Source organism: Archangium lipolyticum, assembly GCF_024623785.1.
Classification (GTDB): Bacteria; Myxococcota; Myxococcia; order Myxococcales; family Myxococcaceae; genus Archangium; species Archangium lipolyticum.
The window spans coordinates 665,367-684,473 of sequence record NZ_JANKBZ010000002.1 but is presented as its reverse complement, the minus strand read 5'-3'; the positions used below and the strand labels follow the sequence as shown (position 1 = coordinate 684,473).

19 protein-coding genes are annotated in these 19,107 nt (G+C 69.3%); 13 read left to right on the top strand and 6 right to left on the bottom strand.

What is annotated here, in order from left to right; translation table 11 throughout:
- Nucleotides 1–5 precede the first annotated feature (5 nt).
- Entirely contained in the window at nt 6–911 is a 906-nt protein-coding gene (locus NR810_RS06490) for a hypothetical protein (protein WP_257449024.1), read from the bottom strand.
- 73 nt (nt 912–984) lie between these two features.
- On the opposite strand from NR810_RS06490, the gene NR810_RS06485 reads away from it, so the two are divergent.
- Nucleotides 985–2,571, top strand: a complete 1,587-nt coding sequence (locus NR810_RS06485; RefSeq protein WP_257449021.1) for a BREX-1 system adenine-specific DNA-methyltransferase PglX — start codon at nt 985–987, stop codon at nt 2,569–2,571.
- Between the two features lie 88 nt (nt 2,572–2,659).
- The gene (locus NR810_RS06480) at nt 2,660–3,247 is read left to right on the top strand and encodes a superoxide dismutase family protein (RefSeq protein ID WP_257449019.1); all 588 of its coding nucleotides are present in this window, start codon (nt 2,660–2,662) and stop codon (nt 3,245–3,247) included.
- Nucleotides 3,248–3,265: 18 nt separating this feature from the next.
- Here the strand turns inward: NR810_RS06480 and NR810_RS06475 are convergent, their stop codons facing one another.
- Nucleotides 3,266–4,936, bottom strand: coding sequence for a hypothetical protein (locus tag NR810_RS06475; protein WP_257449017.1), 1,671 nt, complete (start codon nt 4,934–4,936; stop codon nt 3,266–3,268).
- Between the two features lie 78 nt (nt 4,937–5,014).
- Nucleotides 5,015–6,115, bottom strand: coding sequence for a citrate synthase (locus tag NR810_RS06470; RefSeq protein WP_257449015.1), 1,101 nt, complete (start codon nt 6,113–6,115; stop codon nt 5,015–5,017).
- A gap of 185 nt (nt 6,116–6,300) precedes the next feature.
- Between NR810_RS06470 and NR810_RS06465 the strand changes: the two genes are divergently transcribed.
- From NR810_RS06465 to NR810_RS06435, 7 genes are all read left to right on the top strand, one after another.
- Nucleotides 6,301–6,723: a hypothetical protein gene (locus NR810_RS06465; protein WP_257449013.1), complete on the top strand. Its 423-nt coding sequence runs from the start codon at nt 6,301–6,303 to the stop codon at nt 6,721–6,723.
- A gap of 25 nt (nt 6,724–6,748) precedes the next feature.
- Nucleotides 6,749–7,192, top strand: a complete 444-nt coding sequence (locus tag NR810_RS06460; protein ID WP_257449011.1) for a hypothetical protein — start codon at nt 6,749–6,751, stop codon at nt 7,190–7,192.
- 11 nt (nt 7,193–7,203) lie between these two features.
- Nucleotides 7,204–7,641: a hypothetical protein gene (locus tag NR810_RS06455; RefSeq protein ID WP_257449009.1), complete on the top strand. Its 438-nt coding sequence runs from the start codon at nt 7,204–7,206 to the stop codon at nt 7,639–7,641.
- A gap of 99 nt (nt 7,642–7,740) precedes the next feature.
- Nucleotides 7,741–8,145, top strand: coding sequence for a hypothetical protein (locus tag NR810_RS06450; protein ID WP_257449007.1), 405 nt, complete (start codon nt 7,741–7,743; stop codon nt 8,143–8,145).
- 108 nt (nt 8,146–8,253) lie between these two features.
- Nucleotides 8,254–9,951, top strand: a complete 1,698-nt coding sequence (locus NR810_RS06445) for a serine/threonine-protein kinase (RefSeq protein WP_306817898.1) — start codon at nt 8,254–8,256, stop codon at nt 9,949–9,951.
- A 31-nt stretch (nt 9,952–9,982) separates the two neighbouring features.
- Nucleotides 9,983–10,795: a hypothetical protein gene (locus NR810_RS06440; RefSeq protein WP_257449002.1), complete on the top strand. Its 813-nt coding sequence runs from the start codon at nt 9,983–9,985 to the stop codon at nt 10,793–10,795.
- A gap of 13 nt (nt 10,796–10,808) precedes the next feature.
- Entirely contained in the window at nt 10,809–11,615 is an 807-nt protein-coding gene (locus NR810_RS06435) for a hypothetical protein (RefSeq protein ID WP_257449000.1), read from the top strand.
- Here the strand turns inward: NR810_RS06435 and NR810_RS06430 are convergent.
- The gene (locus NR810_RS06430; protein WP_257448998.1) at nt 11,609–12,331 is read right to left on the bottom strand and encodes a glutathione S-transferase family protein; all 723 of its coding nucleotides are present in this window, start codon (nt 12,329–12,331) and stop codon (nt 11,609–11,611) included. The genes NR810_RS06435 and NR810_RS06430 overlap by 7 nt on opposite strands.
- Before the next feature lie 97 nt (nt 12,332–12,428).
- Between NR810_RS06430 and NR810_RS06425 the strand changes: the two genes are divergently transcribed.
- The 4 genes from NR810_RS06425 (at nt 12,429) to NR810_RS06410 (ending at nt 16,922) form a co-directional block, all read left to right on the top strand.
- On the top strand, nt 12,429–13,163 hold the full coding sequence (locus NR810_RS06425) for a helix-turn-helix transcriptional regulator (RefSeq protein WP_257448996.1): 735 nt from the start codon (nt 12,429–12,431) through the stop codon (nt 13,161–13,163).
- Nucleotides 13,164–13,176: 13 nt separating this feature from the next.
- Entirely contained in the window at nt 13,177–13,785 is a 609-nt protein-coding gene (locus tag NR810_RS06420) for an alpha/beta fold hydrolase (RefSeq protein ID WP_257448994.1), read from the top strand.
- A 104-nt stretch (nt 13,786–13,889) separates the two neighbouring features.
- Entirely contained in the window at nt 13,890–15,524 is a 1,635-nt protein-coding gene (locus tag NR810_RS06415) for a DUF1592 domain-containing protein (RefSeq protein WP_257448992.1), read from the top strand.
- 9 nt (nt 15,525–15,533) lie between these two features.
- Nucleotides 15,534–16,922, top strand: a complete 1,389-nt coding sequence (locus tag NR810_RS06410; RefSeq protein ID WP_257448990.1) for a DUF1552 domain-containing protein — start codon at nt 15,534–15,536, stop codon at nt 16,920–16,922.
- A gap of 18 nt (nt 16,923–16,940) precedes the next feature.
- Here NR810_RS06410 and NR810_RS06405 read toward each other — a convergent pair whose 3' ends face one another.
- Nucleotides 16,941–17,681, bottom strand: a complete 741-nt coding sequence (locus tag NR810_RS06405) for a Type 1 glutamine amidotransferase-like domain-containing protein (protein WP_257448988.1) — start codon at nt 17,679–17,681, stop codon at nt 16,941–16,943.
- The gene (locus NR810_RS06400) at nt 17,678–18,997 is read right to left on the bottom strand and encodes a Caspase domain-containing protein (RefSeq protein WP_257448986.1); all 1,320 of its coding nucleotides are present in this window, start codon (nt 18,995–18,997) and stop codon (nt 17,678–17,680) included. The genes NR810_RS06405 and NR810_RS06400 overlap by 4 nt, the downstream gene beginning before the upstream one ends.
- Nucleotides 18,998–19,107: the final 110 nt, after the last annotated feature.

The window sequence follows — 19,107 nt, the reverse complement described above, 5'->3', positions numbered from 1 at the left end:
GGGACTCAACGGACGCCGCGGCGGCGGACCTCGGCGTCCATCACCCGCTTCTCCACCTTCACCCGGGCGAAGTTGGAGAAGATGCCTCCCGGTGGCTTCCCCGTCAGCACCTGCATCTGCTTGCGGAGCTCCTCCAGCGTCTTCTCCGCCTCGGCCCGCCGCGTCTCCAGCTCGGCGTTCGAGGCGAAGCGGATGGAGAGCATCGCGTCCACCTCGACCCGGCCGTCCAGCTCGCTCTCCAACAGCTTGAGCGAGATGGCGCGCGGCGACGGGTCTCCCAACGCCCGGGCCACCATGGCGCGGATCTCCTGCGCCACCGTGCTCAAGGCGCTGACGTCCGCGGCGGCCTCCAACCGCTCCATGCCCGAGGCCAGCTCTCCCAGCAGGGGCGACGTCGCCTTGCGCCCCGGCGGTGCCAGCAGCTGCGTGACGTAGGCATCCATCCCGTCCCCACCGGCCTGCTCCACCGCCAGGCGCAGCAGGGGGAGCCAGTCCTTCTTGAGCTGCCCTCGCACCGCCGCCACGGGGGCCTTGAGCTGCGCGGCCTTCTGGAGCGCCTCGTCCAGGCCCGCCAGGAGCGCCTCGGACGGCAGCAGCCCTCGCGGTGGGGCGGAGCGGTCATGAAAGAGGCTCTTCCGGACCTCGGGAGCCACGCCGGTGAAGGCCGGCCGTCCCGGAAGGGTGGCATCCCCGGTGAAGGCCGGCCGCCCCGGGCTCGTCTTCACCTCGGACGTCTCGAACCCGTCCCCTCCCGACCAGGCGGGCCGCCCGACGACGGTCCTCTCGCTCTCGCGCGACTGGGTGCGCGGAAGGGCGATCTTCCGCGGCTGCATCTGCGTGGGGGCCTCGTCATCCTCCCCCAGCGGCACACCCTTCGTTGGAACCTTCGGCTTGGACGGCGGAGGCGGCATGGGGCACCCTGGAGGCCATGTTGCTACGGTCCGGCCCGGCAAGGAAAGCGCGCCGGAGGAGGATGGACAACGGATGCCTCAACTCGACGAGGAGGCGCTCGTCCATCAGTTCTCCGGACTCGACCGGCGCGCGCTCGGAGCCTTCTACACACCCGCCCCCCTGGTGGAGCGCACGCTGGCGCTCGCCCTCGCGCATGCCGGCGACGGGCCGCTCGCCGTGGTGGACCCCGCCTGTGGCGCCGGAGCCTTCCTCGCCGCCGCGGCACTCGCCCGCCCCGAGGCCCACCTCGCCGGGCTGGAGCTCTCCCCCGAGGTGGCCCGCGCCTGTCAGGCCCGAGTGCCCGGCGCGGACGTCCGCGTGGGAGATGCGTTGCGCGGCGGGCTCGAGCCCCTGCTCGCCAATCTTCCCCCCTCGCACCGGGAGGTGTGGGTCGGCAACCCGCCCTACAACGGCACCTCCTCGCTCCTGAAGGACCGCGACGCCTACGCCCGCCTCCGCGCCCTGCTGCCCCTCGCGCTCCCTCCGGGCACCAGCCTGCGCGATGACTTCGCCTTCTTCCTCCTGCTCGCCGCGCACCGGCTCTCCTCGCGCCCCGGCGTCCTCGCCTTCATCACCCCCACCAGCCTCCTCGACGCCTTCCTCTACGCCCCCCTTCGCGCCACGCTGCTGCGCACGTTGACCCTGCGCCAGGTGGTGGACCTCGGTCCGGGCGCCTTCGCCGGCACCCAGGTGCGCACCTGCATCACCGTGTGGACGTCACCGCTGGATGCACGGGCTCGGGCCGTGTACTCCAGATACCCTCACCCCGACCCTCTCCCGGAGGGAGAGGGGATGGTGGGGGTTCCCTTCACTCCCGAGGCCCCCGAGTGGCGTCTGGCTCCGACTCCCCCGGAGGCCGCCGAGCTCGATGCCCGCTGGCGCTCCGAGGGAGAACCGCTCACCTCGCTCGTCCCCGTGAGTCTCACCGGCGTGAAGACGCGCTTCGATGAGCTGCTGGTGGATGGGGACCCCCGGCGGCTGCTCTCCCGCCTCGAGGACTTCGCGCGCACACCGCTGGAGGCGCTCGGGGAGTTCGCTCGCGCGCATGGGATTCCCGAGCCCCTGCTGCCCAAGCTGCGCGCCTTGAAGGAGGGACCGCCCTTCGCGGTGGACTCCTCCTGCGTGCGTCCCTTCTTCCGCTACGCCGGCGCGCGCCACCGCGGCACCCTCCCCCCCGAGGCTCGCGCCTTCTGCTACCTGGACCGGCGCCTCATTCCCCGCGGCGACCACCGGCTGCGCGGCCCGTGGGATCCGCATCGCGGCGCGGTGAAGCTCCTCTTCAACGTGCGCGAGCTGCCCCTGTCCGCCGCGCTCCTGGAGGAGGAAGGTTGTGTGCACGACCACCGGCACGCCCGCTTCGCTCCCCTGCTCGTGCCCCAGCGTGTACGTGACGAGGGCCTCGACATCACCCGGGTCACCCCCTCCGGGGAATCCCTGGGCCCGCTCGTGCCCAATCTGTCTCCCCGTGGACTGGCCTGGGCCGAGGGGCTCGGTGGCCCGCTCGCCGCCTTCCGGGCAATCGTGCGCTTCCTCAATGGCCCCGAGGTGCAGCGACGGTGGGCCCCCGTGTACGGCGCCTCGCGCGTGGTGCCTGTTCCCCTGACTGCTCTCCAGCCTTGAGGAACGCGCACGGCGCATTAGTGTCCACCTTCACTCTCGGCCCGGAAGTCCGGAACCGGGAATTCCCGTGGAGAAGGAGATACCCCGAATGAAGACTCGCGCGCTGCTGACCGCTGCCGTCCTCTGCCTCGCAGGCCCGGCGTTCGCCCAGGGCAAGGCGCCCACCGCCAAGGAGAAGGCCGCCACCAAGAAGGAGGAGAAGGCCGCCGAGAAGACCGAGAACAAGCAGGCCGCCGCCGGTGGCACCACCGCTCGCGCCGAGATGAAGGACCAGAAGGGCCAGTCCATGGGCGAGGTGACGCTCACCGAGACGCCCCATGGCGTGCTGGTGAAGGGCTCGCTCTCCAACATCCCGGCGGGTGAGCACGCCATCCACATCCACGAGACGGGCAAGTGCGAGGCCCCCTTCAAGACCGCGGGCGGCCACCTCAACCCGGCCAAGAAGAAGCACGGCATCCTCGCCGCCGAGGGCAAGCACGAGGGCGATCTGCCCAACCTGCACGTGCCCGCCGATGGCAAGGTGCAGTTCGACTTCTTCGCCCATGGCCTGAAGCTGAAGGACGTGGAGGACCAGGACGGCGCGGCCATCGTCGTCCACGCGGGTGTGGACGACTACCAGAGCGATCCCGCCGGCAACGCCGGTGACCGCATCGGCTGCGGCGTCGTGACGAAGTAGCCCTGGCCCTCCCGGCGTTCACCGCCGTGGAGCGGGTGGGCGCACCTCGAAGACGTAGGCCAACGGGACGCCCTGGCGGCTCACCACGTGGAGGAGCCGCCCCGGCGTCCGCTTGTGCCAGTCCCAGCGCTCGGTGGTGAGGATGATGTGGGGGTCGCGTCCATCGGACGCCCCCATGAAACGCCCCCCGGAGGCGCGCTCGAGGAAATAGGAAGAGAGGAAGTCGACGGAGCGGTTGGCCACGACGATGGGCTCGTTCGTGTCCGGGTGGTACTCGCGCAGGAGCCACTCGGCGGCCTCGCGGTAGCTGGCGCCCCAGTAATCGGTCTCGAAACGTCCGGCCGCGCCCCGCAGACCCCCCGCCAGCAGCCGGTTGAAGTACACCGACTGGTAGGGGTGCAGGCTCACCATCTCCCCCACCACCCAGGCCATTCCGGCGGCGCACGCCACCGCGACCCCCACCCGCACCGCGCGAGGCCCCACCACGTCCCACAGCGAGGACACGCCCCACGCCGCCAGCACCGCCAGCGGCGGCAGGACGAAGAGGAAATGGCGCATGCCGTCATAGACGGTGGAGCGCGCCACGATGGCGGCTGCGATGGGGAAGAGGACGGCGAAGAGCAGCAGTCCCGCCTTCATCCATCCTTCCCCGGCCCACCGCCCCCCCGCGCGCCAGCGGGCAACACAGGCGCCCACGCCCGCGAGCAGTCCCAGGTAGAAGAACTCGGGAAGGCTGATGCCGATGGACACCGGCAGGTACGTCCAGGGCAGTTGCCGCCCACGCACATCCCGGCCGAGGAAGCGCAGAGGCTGGTCCCATCCGAACGCCGCTGCCTGGCTGATGGCATGGATCGGGTTCTTGAACGGGCGCACCAGACCGTAGGGCCAGAAGAGCACCATCACCACCCAGGCCACGGCCAGCACCAGCAGCAACCCCAGGAGAAGCCGGCCCACGTCCCGGAGAAGCTCCCGGCTGCGCGAGTCGGTGCGCCAGTGGTGGACGAGCAGCCCTCCACCCCAGGCGAGCCCCACGTAACCAAAGTGGAAGATGGCGCCCGAGCGCACCCCGAGCACCAGACCCAGGATTCCGCCCGTGAGCAGCGCATGGCGCCAGGGCACGCGCGGCAGGAGCTCCATTCCGCGCACCACGGCCGCGAGCGCCCACACGGACAGTGCGGCCAGGGGCAGATCCTTGGGGTTGTTGAAGGCGTGTCCCCAGTAAAGGGGGTGCAGCAACAGGAAGAGCGCGGAGAGGAAGCCGACGCGAGGGCCACCGCACACGCTCCCCAACCGCCACGCGCCACCGAGCCCCACGAGCGCGAACAGCCCGTTGACCAGGTGGCGGCCCTCGTAGACACCAGCGGGGAAGCGTTCCCCCACCCACTGGGCGAGCGCCTCGAAGAAGCCCCCGTAGAGGAAGAGGTCGGCGAAATCGACCGCGGAACGGTCTCGCCCCAGCGTGCGGAACCAGGCGAGCACCCGCTCCGCGTACTGCCGCTGCATGTTCTCGTCCCAGGTGAGCCCGTAGTCGAGGAAGGTGGCCAGCGCCAGCGCCGTGGCCACCCCCATCAGCACACCGGAGGCGAGGTTCCACGGACAGGTACGCACCGCCTCGCGAAGCGCGGCCAGCGGGCGTGCCCGGGGCCGCGGCGAGGCGGCATCCAAGACGTCTGGGGGTGGGGCATCCATGGTCGCGGCGTCATACCACGCCCCTGGCTGCCCCTGACCCGCCGCCATGCCCACCAGGCAAGCACGCGCTCCCGGCGATCAGCCCGGCATCGGCCCCACATAGCGCGACGCGGGGCGGATGAGCCGCCCGGTCGCCCGCTGCTCGGAGACGTGCCCGAGCCACCCGGCGACGCGGCCGCAGGCGAAGGCGGGCGAGAACATCGTCCGATCGAGCCCCACCGCGTCGAGCAGCACGGCCGTGTAGAACTCCACGTTGGCGCGCAACGGGCGGTCCGGGTAGCGCTGGCGGAGAAGCTCCTCGGCCGCGCGCTCCACCGCCCGAGCCAGGGCGAGCCGTTCGGTGCGCAGACCGCCGCGCTCGAGCCGCTCGATGGCACGCTCCAGCACCGCCGCGCGTGGGTCGCGCACGCGGTAGATGCGGTGGCCCATGCCCATGATGCGGCGCCCGGTCCGTAGCTCCTCCTCGAGCCACGACGTGGCCCGCTCCGGCCGGGCGATGGCATCGAGCATGTCCAGCACCGGCCCGGGCGCTCCCCCATGCAGCGGCCCCTTCAAGGCACCGATGGCCCCCACCACCGCCGACACCGCGTCGGAGCCGGTCGAGGCAATCACCCGCGCGGTGAACGTGGAGGCGTTCAGCCCATGGTCGGAGACGGTAACCAGATAGGCATCGAGCCCGGCGGCCCTGTCGGGCTGGGACTCCCCCGTCACCATGCGCAGCAGATCGGCCGCGTGGGACAGCGCCGGGTCCGGCCGCACCGGGGCCAGCCCGCGCCCGCGCCTCGCCCATGCACCCGCGAACACCGCGAGGGCTCCCGTCAGCAGGAGGTGTGTCGCCAGCTCGCCACCGGGGTGCGCTGGCACGTGGGCCGCCGCGGCCCGCAGTGCATCCATGCCATCCTCCGCCGAGAGCGCGTCACCCAGCCCCTCGAGCAGCCCGAAGGCACGCACCCGCGCCTCGCCCAGTGCGGCCTGGAGTGAGCCCGGGAGCGGCTCCTTCGCATGAGGCGCCCAGAGCCTCGCGCATACCTCCTCGAAAGAGACGGAACCGGCGAGCGACTCCACGTCGCCACCGGCGATCACCAACCGTCCCCGCTCTCCATCCACTTCACTCAACCGGGTCTCGGCCACCACCACACCTTCGAGACCCGCCTGCACTGGTGCCTGCATCGTATCCATGCTCGTGTCCCTCCGATGCAGGCTGTAATGACCCGTCCAAGGGCTCGAAACTCGATTCGACATTCGACATGTCGTGAGGGAATTCCGGCCGGGCTGGCGGCGAAAATAAAGATTGCCCCGGGAACCCGGGTCCGCCGATCCTCGACCCCCCCGCGGACGAGGGAGGGCAAGACCGCATGCGAGGGATGGCTGGACTCCTCATTCTGATGGCGCTGGCCGGCTGCACCTCGGTGAACGTGGTCCGGGTGCCGTCGATGGGTGATACGCGTGAGGTCTTCGTCACCACGTCGGACGTGAAGGGTCCCTACCAGAGTCTCGGCCTGGTGCAGACCACGCGGCGGGGAGTGCTGCTCTTCGGCTTCGCGGACCTGGCGTCGACGGACCTGGAGGGCGGACTGCATGAGTCGCTCCTCCCCGAGGTGCGGCGCATGGGAGGCGACGGCATCATGAACGTGCGCTTCCAGCAGACGCAGTACCCGCTGCCCACCCGCATCCTCTTCGCCCTGCTCTTCTTCATCCCCCTGCCGAGCGAGGTCACCTTCAGTGGCGAGGTGGTGAGGCTCGCCCCGGGTGCCGTGCCGGCCTCGGCCGATACGGCGTCACGTTGAACCCGCCCCGCTCCTGGAGAATCCGGTGAGACTCCCGCTCCTCCTTTCCCTCCTGCTGTGCGTCGGATGCAGTGCCGTGTCACGCGGCTCGAAGCTCTCGGACCACCCACCCGATGGCGGACGCGGCCTGTACCTCAGCACCGGCGGCTCGCCCCGGCCCTACCGCACCATCGGGTTCGCCCAGGTGATGGGCTACGGCGTCACCGTGGCGGGCATCTCGGACGTGGGAGATGCCGCCCTCGACAGCACCATCAAGAAGGCGCTGGTGGACGCGGCCCTGAGGATGGGTGGCGACGGCGTCATCCACATCGAGTTCGAGGACGAGAACCCGCCCACCGACGTGGATCGCGCGTCCGACCTGTCCGAGTCCATCCACAACGTGGCGCGTGGCCAGGGTGGAGTGAAGACGCGCGACCGCAACATCACCGTCACCGGTGAAATCATCCACTTCCTCCCCACCCAACCGTGAGGCCTCCTTCGATGCGTTCCCTCCTCGCGCTCGTGCTCGTGGCGCTCACCGGCTGCACCGTCGTCAACACCACCACCGTCCCGTCCGACCGCAGCGGCAGGGAGGTCTTCGTGACGGCGGGCGACATCCCCGAGCCCCATGAGTCGCTCGGCATGGTCCAGGCCACGCGCTCGGGCGTGCTGCTCTTCGGCTTCGTGGACGTGGTGGGCACGGACCTCGACGCCGGCTTCAAGGATGTGCTCATCCCCCAGGTGCGGGAGATGGGCGGCGATGGCGCCATCAACGTCCGCTTCCGCCAGACGCAGTACCTGCCGGTGACGAAGGTGCTCGGCGCCATCTTCTTCTTCATCCCGCTGCCCAGCAGTGTGACGGTGACGGCCGAGGTAGTGAAGCTTCAGCGCCGCGCCGAGCTCCCCGCCGCGAGCCCGGCGCCCGTCGTCTCCCGCTGAAGGGGGGTGTTCTCCACCTCACCCTTTCGCTCGATCAGTCCTCTTTGCTATTGCACGCCCACCGCGGGCAATGCCGCCCGCCGTGTCGAAGGACTGTTCATGTTCGCAAGGCATCTGCTCGCAGGTCTGATGGTGTTGGTGGTGTCCGGGCTCGTCGGCTGCCAGCCCGATACGCAGGAGGGCACGGAGACCGCTCAGACCACCTCCGGACTGACCCTCTCCTGCGGTGAGCTGCCGGCGAGCACCTGCGGCAAGACCGCGGGCTGTGAGTACCTGACGGGCTGCTGCGGCGGCATGTGCGTGGACCAGTACCAGACCTGTCCCATCGTCTGTCCGCCTCCGCCGGGCGAGCAGAGCGCCCTGCCCGAGGCCACCTGTGACGGGCTGGCGTCCAGCATCTGCGGCAAGACCGCGGGCTGCGAGTACCTGACGGGCTGCTGTGGCGGCATGTGCGTGGAGAAGAACCAGACCTGCCCCATCGTGTGCCCGCCTCCGGAGAGCTAGGCACGAGCCCGGGCGTTCCGGCGTGACGGCTCGTCACGCCGTTTTCTCACCCGCGCGGAACCTGGGAAGGAGACATGCGCCCGGCGTCTCTGGAACAGGGTCAGATGGATGTGGGAGAAGAAGCAGCATAAGGAAGTCAGTGTCGTATCCGCCCCGCTACGTCTCATGACCCAACCAGTCACAAGCCCCATCCGCATCGGAACCGTCCTTCGAGACACCTATGAGCTCGTCTCGGAGCTGGGCCGAGGAGGGATGGGCACGGTCTTCCTGGCACAACATCTCCGGCTTCCCGGCAAGCAGGTGGCGGTGAAGGTCCTCCACGCCCAGGAGGAGACGAGCCCGGAGGTGTTCGCGCGCTTCCGCCGTGAGGCGGAGATCACCTCGCGGCTCGGCCACCCGAACATCGTCGCGGTGCTCGACTTCCACAGCCTGGAGGACGGCACGCCGTACCTGGTGATGGAGCACCTGCGCGGAGAGAGCCTCTCGAAGCGGCTCCGCCAGGGCGCCATCCCCCTCCAGGAGACGCTCCTCATCGCGCGGCAGATCGGCTCGGCCCTCCACACCGCCCATCAAGCGGGCGTGGTGCACCGGGACCTGAAGCCGGGCAACGTGTACCTCGTCCCCACCGAGTCCGGGGGCGTGGTGGGCCAGCAGGTGAAGCTGCTCGACTTCGGCATCTCGAAGCTCGTCTCCGCCCAGACGGTCCACACCCAGGAGGACGTGCTGCTCGGCACGCCGCGGTACATGTCGCCCGAGCAGGCGATGGGCAAGAACCGCGAGGTGGATGCCCGCTCGGACCTGTTCGCCCTCGGGTGCATCGTCTACGAGATGCTGGCTGGCCGGCCTCCGTTCAACGGGGACTCCGTGGCGGGCCTCATCTACAACATCGTGTATGAGCCCCCGGACGCCCTGGGACACCTTTGTCCGGACGCCCCCCCGTCGGTGCTCGCGGCGGTGGAGCGGGCGCTCGCGAAGGACCCGAAGGACCGCTTCCCGGATGTGGCGTCGTTCATCGCCGAGCTGACGGGAGCCCCGCTCCAGAGCCTTCCTCCGTCACAGCCCCAGCCCCAGCCGGTGGCCCGTCCCGAGACGGCCCCCAGGACACCGGGTTCCCCGTCCCCGTCCTCGTTCCCGACGCGCCGGGGGGACGAACCCGCGCGGACGGTGCCAGGGCGGCCCATGGCCCAGGCCCAACCCCTGGCGGAGGTTCCAGGTAACACGGTGCCGTTGGGTCCCACGGCCCAGCCAAAGTCGAAGACCCCGCTGATCGCGGGTGCGGCGGTGTTGCTCCTGGGTGCCGTGGCGGCCGGATTGTGGCTGCGGCCCCAACCTCCACCCCCCCCGGCCGTCAGCGCACCGGAGAGCACGGCGAAGGTGGAGCCATCCCCGAAACCATCCACACCGCCCCCCGCCGTCGTCGCGACTCCGGCCGAAACGCCTCCCGCGGAATCCGAGCCGAACGAGCCCGCGCCGTCCGAGCAGGTCGCCGCCACCAGCGCCGCCGAAACCCGGCCCACCCCGCGCGCCCCCGCGCGTCAGAGCCCTCCCGAGGTCATACCCGAGGAGGTGCGGAAGGATCTGGCGGATGCGGAGGAGGCTCTGGGCAAGAACAACGCCGAGGAGGCCCTCCGGCTCGCTCGCCTCAGCCAGCGGAAGAAGATCACCGGAGCGTCCTACTCGGTCATCACCCGGGCGCACTGCCGCCAGAGCGATCTCGCCAATGCCCGGGCGCAGTGGGCGAAGGTCCCCGCGGCCGAACGCACCCGGGTACGTCAGTACTGCAAGCAGTATGAGATCAACCTTTGAACCCACGTCCTTCACGGGGGGAGATGTGAACGTGCGAATCATCCTGACAGCAATCATCGCGATGGGACTGGTCGGTTGCGCCACGACCCGTGCACCCATCGGAGCGGGCAAGGTCTTCTCGGGCCCGCAGGGCGAGGAGGTCGCGGTCATCCCGCTCCTGCCCGAGCAGGAGAACAAGGCGCTCGTCTACGTCCAGGGCACGGGCAGCGAGTTCGACGGGAAGGCGCTCCTGCACGAGCACAGCGCATCCGATGGCAAGGAGGACTACACCACGACGCTTCGGGGCAGCGACTACAGGACCCTGATCGTGCGCTCCCGGAACGGAACCCGAAACCACCTGCTCTCCGTGCCCGGGCGCAACGACAGCATCACCGTCTCCTACGACGAGCCGCGCACCCAGGCACTGATGGCCGCGGACATCTATTTCATCTATTCGATGTACGAGAAGCAGAAGGCGGATGGCACGCTCGCCAGGCTCGCGGCGTTCGACCGCCCGGGTACGATGGCCGGGCACGACCAGTCGCTGGCCGAGACGTTGAAGTCGATGAACAAGACCTGCGGCACCTCGGTGACCGCGTCAATCGTCTGGGACTCCATCTCGGATGACCTGCTGAAGACGTACAGCATCGCATCCTTCTGCGAGAACCCGCTCACCGCGCTGGAGAAGCTGTGCGACACGAACGTGGGCAAGCGGATCATCCGCGAGAAGGTGCGGCAGGTGCGCTGCCAGTTCGGCGACGCCATGAAGCTGTCCATCGACGCGGGGCAGGTGACCTGGACGACACAGCAGGACGCCTCGAACCAGGAAGACTTCGCCATCCAGTACTTCGAGAAAAACCTCTAGGACGGAGCACGTCATGTCTGCTCGTCACATCTTCGCCGCCGCCGTGGTCGTCCTCTTGTCGAACGCCTCATGGGCCATCGAGCCGCCGTGGGGCAAGGCCCAGAACCTGGGAGAGAAGCGGCTCCTGGAAAAGACCACGGTCTGCACCGATGGGAAGGGCCACTACTTCGCCCTTTCACCCAACAAGGACGGCCCGGACCATCTCTTCTACGGGGATGGCCGCACGTTCGTGCAGGTTCCCCTCGCCCGGTACATGAGCAACACCTTCCTCGAGCCGCGCTTCGTCGACAAGGGCCGCAACCCGAGCTTCCGCGGCATGGACATGCGCGTGTACTCGGAGGTCATCATCGACAGGGAGAAGGGCAACTGCGCGGTCCGCTGCGGCGAGCGGACCATCCCCTACACCTTCGTCGAGTCCGAGAAGGCCGGGGAGCTGCTCCAGGCCGCCTCGTTCGAGGTGAATCCGCAGAAGTTCGTGCCCTATGCCCTGCTGCGCGACAGCAAGGGCATCTACTACCTGGTCGAGCGGGGCTTCCATCCGGAGGACGAGAAGCGCTTCCGGGTGTCCATCGGGCCCAAGGGCAATCTCAAGCTCCAGGAGATGGTCAACCTCGTCTCCGACTCGGAGGGGCAGATCTTCTCCACGAAGAAGGGAGACCTCCGGCTCGTGGTGGACCAGCAGAAGCCCTCGATGTGGATCCAGAACAAGAAGCGGCTCGAGCTGCGCGCGGTTCCCGTCTCCGAGAACCTGCCGCTCATCTACAACGAGCTGGGGCCCTACACCGGCGCCCGGCTGGGCACGCCCTGCGACGATCAGTGAGCCGGAGTGTGCCAGGGATGGTCCGGGTAGAACCGGGCCATCATCCGGGCCGTATAGGCTGTCAGGTTGGCGTAGCCCTCGGCCTTGCGGCGCAGGGGGCTGTCGAAGAACGGTGTCAGCATTCCCGCCAGGATGCTGAAGGCGACGGCGTCCGTTCCCGTCGGCCGCTCGCCGAACAGGAACGGCTTGTCGCCCAGCAGGCTCGATAGGGCCGACAGCGAGCGCTCTCCCAGGCCGGCGATCTCCTCCGGAGCGTGACGCGACACCCCGACCGCGCGGAGATTGGTCCCGACGCTCTCCAACAGGCCCTTGCGCAGTTGCCCGCGCATCGCTTCTGGCGCGCCGTCGAACCAGTGCGACGGCCCCTTCTCGAAGTTCTCCGGGACCATGAACCGGAACCATGTCGAGACCCAACCGAGCTGGTTCTCGAGCATCCGCTCGATGGCCCAGGCCTGGGCGCGCTGGACCGGATCCAACCCCGCGTCGAGATCCACGCCGTACTTCCGTTCGATGTGGGCGCGGATGAAGGTCGAGTCAGCCACCAACTCCCCGGCGTCCTCGATGAAGGGGAGCTGGCCCTTGGGCGAGGCGTTCGGCATGGCAGGGACCTTCTTGTAGGCCAGGCCCGCCATTCGCAGGTGGATCTCGGTCTTGGTGACGTAGGGGCTGGCTTCGGGCAGGCCAAATTGGGAACCAGTGCAGGCCAGGGTGATCATCGTGTCGTCTCCTTCGCGGCCTTGGTGGCCGACCCCCTCTTGATACTGCCACCCTGCTGCCAGCATGCTGTCAGCATCCTTTCGGGATGATGGCTTCATGAGACGCGCCGAACGCCTTTTCCAGATCATCCAGATCCTCCGGCGGGCGCGAGGGCCAGTCACCGCTGACGCCATCGCCGCCGAGCTGGAGACCTCCAAGCGCAGTGTCTATCGCGACATCGCGGCCCTGATGGACCAGCGGACGCCCATCCGGGGAGAGGCGGGTGTCGGTTACGTGTTGGATGCCGGCTTCGACATGCCGCCACTGATGCTGACGACCGACGAGATCGAAGCGGCGGTGCTGGGAGCCCAATGGGTGGCGAGGCGCGCCGATCCGGCCCTGGCCCGGGCCGCGAGGGATCTGATCGCGAAGATCCAGGCCGCCGTGCCCGAGCGCCTGCGGCCCTTCGTGCTCGAGCCGGCCTCCGGCACGCCCCCCGTCTGGAACGCGGCGCCTGACGGGCTGGACCTCGCCCAGACCCGCGCCGCGATCCACGGTGGCCGGAAGATCGTCCTCGACTACAGCGACGAGCAGGGACGGACGAGCCGCCGCACCGTCTGGCCCGTCATCGTCGGCTACATGGACACCGTGCGCATCCTGATCGCCTGGTGCGAGCTGCGAGGGGACTTCCGCAGCTTCCGCACGGACCGTGTGGTGGGCGCGGAGTTCCTGGACGATCGCTACCCGGAACGTCCCGCAACCCTCCGCTCCAGGTGGCACCACTCGATGGAGGCCCGTTCTGCTTCCAGGAGCACCACCGGCGGCTCGCGTCGCACCGGAACCGCGCCATGAGAGGATGGTGGACATGAACCACCACCTCCTGTTCCTGCCCGGTGCCGGTGGCGCCGCGTCCTTCTGGCATCCGCTCGGCGCGTTGCTGCCGGCGAGCTGGCGCAAGACCTATCTGAGCTGGCCGGGTCTGGGCCACGAGCCGCATGAGCCAGCGATCCAGAGCCTGGACGACGCGGTGGCACATGCCGCCAGCAGACTGGAGCGCCCGAGTGTGGTCGTGGCGCAATCGATGGGCGGCGTCGTCGCCGTGAGGCTGGCACTCACCCATCCGGAGCGCATCAGCCATCTGGTCCTGACGGCGACCTCCGGCGGCATCGACGTGGCGAGCCTCGGCGCCAGCGATTGGCGCGCGGCCTATCGCGCGGAATACCCGAAGGCCGCGGAGTGGATCCTCTCCGAGCGGACGGATCACTCGGCGCAGCTCCACCGTATCTCCATCCCGACGCTGCTCCTCTGGGGCGATGCCGATCCCATCAGCCCCGTGGCGGCCGGCCGTCATCTCGAACGACTGCTGCCCAGGGCCCGGCTGCGGGTGCTCGCGGGAGGCGACCACATGTTCGCCCGCGACCGCGCGGCGGAGATCTCACCGTGGGTCGCGGCGCATCTCGATGCTCCTGTGTGAGCACCTCGCGATGGCGCAATGATCATGGATGAGTTCAAAACTGTTGAACTTGTATTCCAGTTATTGCAGGATTCTCCCAGCTGTCCTTCTGGGGGATCCATCGCGTGCGTAAATCCGGCACCCGTCACCTCGCAGTCGCCCTGCTCCTCGGAGCCCTGGCCGCAGGCTGCACGAAACCGCCTCCCACGATCGAAGAGAAGCCCGATGCGGGGACACCCACCGGGGCGAGCGAGGAACCCGCCCCGACACGCGTCCGCCGGCTGACGCGCGCGGAGTACGACAACACCGCCTCGGCGGTGCTGGGCAGGCCCGTCACCGTGGGGCAGAGCTTCGCCGCCGAGGACACCGTGCTCGGCTATTCCACGCACGACAAGCTGCAGGTCTCCGCGCTGCTCCTGGATCAGGTGGACACGGCGGCCGCCGCGCTCGCCACGGAGGCCGTGGAGGACCTGTCCGCGCTCCACACCTGCAAGACCGGGCAGGCGGAGCAGGACTGTGCGCGAGACCTCATCGCCACCGTGGGCGCGCGCGCCTTCCGGAGGCCCCTCACCGACGAGGAGCGGAGCGACCTGCTCGCGCTCTACACGGCGGGCCGCGAGAACGGCGCGTTCCGTGACGGCGTGGAGCTGGCGCTGCAGGGAATGTTCTCCTCCGCCTCGTTCCTGTACCGCGGCGAGCTCGGCCCCACGGGCGCCAGCCCCGGCGCGGTGGTGGAGCTGACCCCCCACGAGGTGGCCTCCGCCCTCTCCTACCTTGTGACGGCCGGCCCGCCGGACGCCACGCTGCTCGCGGCGGCCGAATCGGGCGCGCTCGCGGACGGCGAGGAGCGGGTGCGCCAGGTGCGCCGGCTGCTCGCCACGCCCACCGCGCGCAAGCACCTCCACCGCTTCGTGGTGGAGTGGTTGGGGCTGACGAAGGTGGGCTCGCTCAACAAGAACAACCTCGTCTTCCCCCAGTTCGACACCTCGCTGCGCGAGTCCATGCTGGGGGAGACGGACGCGTTCATCGACCATGTCCTGGCCAACGAGAAGGGCAGCCTGCGGGCGCTGCTCGCCGCGGACTACACCTTCGCGGACGACCGGATGGCGGAGTTCTACGGCCTGACCCAGCGCCCGGGCACGGACTTCTCGCGGGTGCCGCTGCCCTCGCAGCGCGCGGGCCTCCTCACCCAGGCCAGCCTCCTGGCCACGTACTCCACCTTCGACTCCGGCTCTCCCATCCGGCGCGGCAAGTTCGTTCTGGATCGCCTGCTCTGCGTCTACATCCCGCCTCCGCCACCGGATGTGGTGACCGTCCCGCCCGAGCCCCGTCCCGACAGCACCACCCGCGAGCGCACCGCGGCGCATACGCGAGACCCCATGTGCAGCGGCTGCCACCAGCGGATCGATCCCATCGGCTTCGGCCTGGAGGACTTCGATGGGCTCGGCGGGTACCGGACGCAGGAGAACGGGCGGACCGTGGACGCGAGCGGCTCGGTCCCGCTGGCGGATGGCAGCACGTTCTCCTTCACCGGAGGCGCGCAGCTCGCACGCCAGCTCGCCGTGGATGACAGCGTGGCGGACTGCCTCGCGCTGCAGGTGTTCCGTTATGGCCTGGGGCGTGACTCGCTCGATGGAGATCTCCGGTCGCTGGAGTCCATGCGGAGCCAGTTGAGAGCGGGCGAGCGCACCATCGCCGCCGCCTTCGAGTCCCTGGTCCGTACGCCGGCCTTCACCCAGCGGCGCGTCCCCTCCCCCTAGGAATTCCCCATGCTCACGAACCTCTCCCGCCGCTCCATTCTGCAGGCGCTGGCTGGCACGGCCCTGGCCGCGCCGTTCGGGGCGAAGGCCCAGACCCAGACGCCTCCCCTGCGCTTCATCGCCCTGTTCACCCCACACGGAACGGTGCCCGAGTACTGGGTCCCGCGGGGGGGCGAGACGAACTTCGACATCACCTACCCGAACTCCATCCTCGCGCCGCTCGACAAGCACCGCTCCAGGCTGCTCATCCTGGACGGGCTGGACTACCGGGTGCTCTACGAGCACGGCACCATGGGCCACGAGGGCGCCCCGGTCACCTTCCTCACCGGAAGCAAGGTGCACATGAACGGGGGCGAGGAGTTCCCCGGGGGCATCTCGCTGGACCAGGAGCTGGCCCAGGCCGCGCACATCGGCGGCGCCACCCGCTTCCGCTCGATGAACCTCAATGCGTGGGAGGGCGGCCTCTCTCCGCAGAGCAAGTACAACAGCATCAGCTTCGCCTCCAATGCCGCCCGTATGCCGTTCGAGCTCAACCCGTTCGACGTCTACACGCGTCTGTTCGGTGACATGGCGGATCCGGGGGACCCCGAGGCCGCGCGGCGTGCGCTCGCGCGCAGGAGGAGCCTGGTGGACTTCCTCATCAAGGACGCCTCACGGCTGCGGGGACGGCTGGGCACCAACGAGCGCCAGAAGCTCGACTCGCACCTGCAGGCCCTGCGGGACATGGAGAAGCGCCTCGAGTCCTCCGGCCTGACGGGCTGCTCCAAACCCACGTGGGAGCCCGCGCACAACTACAACCAGTACGAGATCACCAACCTGGACCTGTACCCGACGCTCGTCCAGCTGCACATGCAGCTCATCGCCCGTGCGTTCGCGTGTGATCTCACCCGCGTGGTCACCCTGTTCATGGCGGGACCGCCCATGCCGTGGCTGGACATCAACGAGGACGTCCACCACAACATCGCGCACATGCTGGACTCGGGAGATGCGAGCCAGCGCGAGGCCACGCGGCTGCGGATGGTGAAGGTGCAGCTCTGGTACACCCAGCAGGTGGCGTACCTGATGGACCAGCTCGCCGCCGTACCCGAGGGGAACGGCACCGCGCTCGACAACACCGTCATCCTGTGGGGGAACGAGCTGGCCAACCCCGCGGGCCACACGGGGGTGGGCGTCCCCATGGTGCTGGCGGGGGGCGCGGGCGGCAGGTTCCGGATGGGCCGCTACCTGCGGCTGCGCCCCGGCGTGGACCCGCTCAGCACCTGGACGGGCTCGGGGATCCTCCAGGGGGCCGTCGCCCACAACAAGCTGCTCGTCTCCATCGCCAACGCCTTCGGCCTTCCGAAGAGGACGACGTTCGGGCACCCGGACTACATCGGGGAGCTCCCGGGCCTCGTCTGAGCCGGCGCCAGTTCTCTCTCAGTTCGCAAAGGGAAGCCGGAGCCGCACCTCGCCCCGGAAGGGCTCCCGTGGTGGGTAGAGCAGGTTTTCGCGCCAGGTGCCCTCCTCGTGGCGGAGCTCGACGAGCGGGTAGCGCACGGGCTCCAGGAGCTGGTCCGGGTACAGGAGGGCGCCTCCCCCGGCTGGGATGCCAATTCCGCGCGACCCCGGGCCGACGCTCCGCACCGCACGCTTCAATTCCGTCCAGTCCGGCTGCTCATGGACCCCCACGAGGAAGGGTGCCAGTCCGAGCACCGGGAACAGGGTCTCGGGGCCGGGCCCCGATTCGCTCCATGCCCGCTCTCCGAGCTGCATCGCGCCCGCGGAGATGCCCATGAGGACCGCGCCGTCGAAGTAGCGTTCCCGCAGGACGGCCTCCACGCCATTCCGCCGGAAGGTCTCCCACCCCAGGAGCGGATCTCCTCCCGCCAGCAGGATGACGTGTGCCCCCGCGAGCCAGGCGCGATCCTCGGCGGTGGGCTGCGAGGGAATCATCCGGCAGTGGGAGATGCCGGCCAGCTCCATGGCGGCGGTGAAGATGCCGAAGAAGTCGGGCACATCCCCGTTGGAAGCGCCCAGGTAGGCCGCCTGGATGGGGGGCACAGCGAGGTCCGCCCCCGTCAGCACGCGGAGGCACTCGAGGAAAGGCCTGTCCCCGCTGCGCCAGAACAGGAGTGAGCTATCCGCCAGGAGGAAGAGCGGCTTGAGCGGAGGCTTCATGGAGAGCCCGCCGGGACCGTCGCCGAAACCGGAGGCGTGTCCCAGGAGCCGCGCTCACACTGGAGCAGGCGATCGAGAACGGCGAGCGCTTGCGAGTCGCCCGCCTCGCGGACCTTCTGCTCCATGCCGATGTTGAGCAACTCCATGCGCAGACGCATGGCATAGGCGTCGGACTCTTCCGTTTCCGGCGTCGTGGTCTCGATGTTCTCGACCCAGGAGCGCTCGGGGACGAAGTGCAACCTCCGCACGAGTGACTCCACGACGAAGCGCTGCTCCGGACGCCCGGTCCGCGATACCTCGAGGATGGGGGTGGAGAGGAAGCGGCGCAGGTCCCCCACCCTGGCGCGCCGCTGCAGCCAGGCCTCCGAGGTGGAGACGGGCAGGTCCGTCGTCTCGCCATCCACCTTGGCGAACGCGTGCGCCTCGGCGTAGCTCACCCGTCCATCTCCGTCACGGTCGGCCGAGCCCACCGCGCTTCCCGTCCGGCTGACGCCCGCGAGCCCCGCGAAGAAGCTGGAGCTGTAGTCCCGGTAGTCCGCCTCGTTCACCTCGGGGGTGCACCCGACGGACGGGCGGTACTCCACGGTGGCGAAGAAGCCACAGCGGGGCTGCGCCACCACGGGCCGCCGGGGGTTGGCGTCCTGGTAGATGAAGTTGGCGAACGAGCCGGCGTAACACTGCGACATCACCGTGACGACCGGGGTGGTGCTCGGAAGCCTGCCCAGGAAGAGACCGAAGGCCCGTACCGTCAGCGTGTCCGAGTCCCAGAGCGCCAGGTGGTTGTTGTTCAGGTTCCGGCCGTTCAGTCCACCGTGGCCCGTGAAGTAGATGAAGACCGGCCGCTGGGGCGAGCCCTGGGTGCTCTGCTCCAACCACCCCAGGAACTGCTCCAGGGTCGCCGGTCCCTTGAGGTGGGGAACCTCGGGGGCCTTGAACAGCTCGCGCGAGCCCTCGCCGAGGTAGCGGACCGTGGCCTTCCCGTCATTCCCATTGGCGAAGTAGATGGATGCGGAATCGGGAGCGAGCCCGAGTGCCCGAAGCGTCCGTTGGAAGTAGAGGACGTTCTTCTCCAGGGCGATCTCGTTGCGGGCGGGCTCGCTGCCTCCGCCCATCACCAGGAAGTTGGAGGCACGCGGAGGAGCGACAAGGGCTTCGATGGGAGGCTGGGGCTCGGAGACCCCGGGCGCCTCTTCCTCGGAAGACACCCATTCATCGTCGTCTCCACCGTCCTCGATGACAGGGGCCCGTACACACCCCAGCGCCCCCACGCACAGCAGCACGGCCAGGCCGTTCTTGCCCCTGAATCCTCGCGTCATTCCGGGAGAGTCTAGTGCATGAGAAGCACGAGGACCCTGTGTGCTAACATGGGCCACGCGGTGCGGTGTCAGGGAGCGGATGTCACTCCGGGTGGCCGCACCATGGCGGG